1 protein-coding gene is annotated in these 2,051 nt (G+C 57.2%); it reads left to right on the top strand.

What is annotated here, in order from left to right; all coding sequences use genetic code 11:
* On the top strand, positions 1 to 1,989 hold a 1,989-nt coding region (locus tag B9Y55_RS12925), incomplete at its 5' end, for an Hsp70 family protein (RefSeq protein WP_085545753.1).
* Positions 1,990 to 2,051: the final 62 nt, after the last annotated feature.

Genomic DNA, 2,051 nt, shown 5'->3' on the forward strand with positions numbered 1-2,051 from the left:
GTAGAGGACTACGCCATATCCCGCTATACCAGGATCGGAGGGGATAACTTCGACCGGTTGGTGGCAGATAGGTTTATGGAGTCCTTTGGAAAGAGGGTTCCTCTCGACTCCCTCGAGGAGCAGGAGAGGCTCTCTCTGGAGCAGCGGTTTCTGCGCTACGCCGAGGAGGCCAAGATGGAGCTGGTGACCGAGATGGAGAACCGGGCCATGTTCGGCATAGTGGACGGAAGCGACGTCAGGGCGGAGGTGCTGAAGGCCAACGTCCTGGGAGATCATCCTTTCGAGTACGACCTGTCTTACGACGAGTTTTTGGATATGGTCTCTCCCCTCATGGGAGAGGATATCACCATGGACATGGTGGACAACGATCAGGTCGAGACCGATGGCGAGACCATCATGACGCCGGTGGTGGACGTTCTCCTGAAAGCAAAGGATAAAGCGGGAGAGCTTCCTCGGGTGGACGTGGTGCTGCTCAACGGCGGCATGACCAGGCTTCCAGCGGTTAGGGAGAGGATAGGCCGGTTCTTCGGGGTTCAGCCTGTAACGGCGGGAGACCCGGATATGGCCGTTGTCCGAGGTGCGGTGGCGTATCACTACAACCTCCATCGTGGAATCAGGATCGGGGCCATTCTCAACGATACCATCGGCATAGAGGTCATCGGTGGAAAGGTCAAGCACATCGCCCCGGCGGGAGCGGCTCTGCCCTATCGGTCTCCCGTTATAAAGGATCTGGCGGTGACCAACGACGGAGCGACCTTCCTGGACCTGCCTTTCTACCTCGGTCGCAGAACCGATATCGCCCAGCCGAACAGGAAGATAGCCTCCAGGCGGGTCCGTTTCGTCAAGCCTCTTAACGAGGGAGACGTCGTGTGCCTTCAGGTTTCTGTGGACGAGCGGTCCATCATGAGCCTTGAGGGGTGGCCGGAGAAGGACAAAAGCCAGGCTTTCACCGTGACCGTCCAGTCCGACGGAACCTACGAGGAGAAGCCCACCTCCCTGGGGATGATTTCCCGTCCTGTGCCTGGCTTTAATCGGAACGGTCAATCCAAGGGATCGGTTAGCTGTAACGGCCCTGCCCTTAACGTTCACAGCACCGTTCAGCGACTGGTCAACCTCTGCGACAAAGCCCCTAATCCCAGTGTCAACTCCTACGGCCATGGCGACGCCATGAAGGAGATCAAGGATATGGAGAAGTCGGTGCTTATGGCCTCTAATGGCGAGGAGTTTGTCCCTGTGGTTATAGATTACATAGGCAGGAGAAACACCAGAGGACTGGCCAAGAGCCGCCTCATCCTGCTCCTCGGCGACCTGGGCTCGAGACACCCTAACCGGAGGACGGAGATCTTCAGGGTTCTCAAGGATATCTGCGCCCCTGAGAGAATTTCCGTCGCTCCCTCAACGGTGGTAAACACCATATTCCGCTACGCCGTAGAGGCTATAGGCAAGGTCGGAGACCGTTCCGCCGAGGACCATCTCCTTAAGATTATGGGCAGGATAGAGGCTTCCTCCCTTTGGAACAGCGCTCTCTTCTCCCTCGGCAAGATCGGGGCGGGGGAGGCAGGCTTTCAAAAGGCCCTCAGCCTCCTGAAGGGAAGGGAGAAAGGTGTCAGGATATCCTCCCTCTGGTCCATCGCCATGATGGGAAGCAGGGAGAGAGGCAACCTGTCCGCGTCTTTGGCCGACGACGCTCTGGCAAAGGTCGTCTCTCATTTGGAGAGGGAGGATCACGACGACGCCATAAGAAACGGCCTGTTCGCTATGGGAGAGCTGGGAGATCGTCGCCCTGGAAGGTCTACGGTGTCGGAGAAGACCTGCTCTAAGGCCCTTAAAGCCATAGCCGATATCCGCCAGAGGGCCACCAGGAACCGCTTTGGAAACAGCACCACCATAAGGTCCTACTGCGACATAGCCACCGCCATGGTCAAAGGAGAGGTGCTTTCGCAGGAGCAGGAAAAGAGCCTTCTGGGGCTTCGCTCCATGTTGGGATAGATTTTGATGAAGGAGAGGATCGTTATGAGCGTAGTCATGGACAGAGATGCAGTAAAAAGAAG

Source organism: Dethiosulfovibrio salsuginis (assembly GCF_900177735.1).
Taxonomy (GTDB): domain Bacteria; phylum Synergistota; class Synergistia; order Synergistales; family Dethiosulfovibrionaceae; genus Dethiosulfovibrio; species Dethiosulfovibrio salsuginis.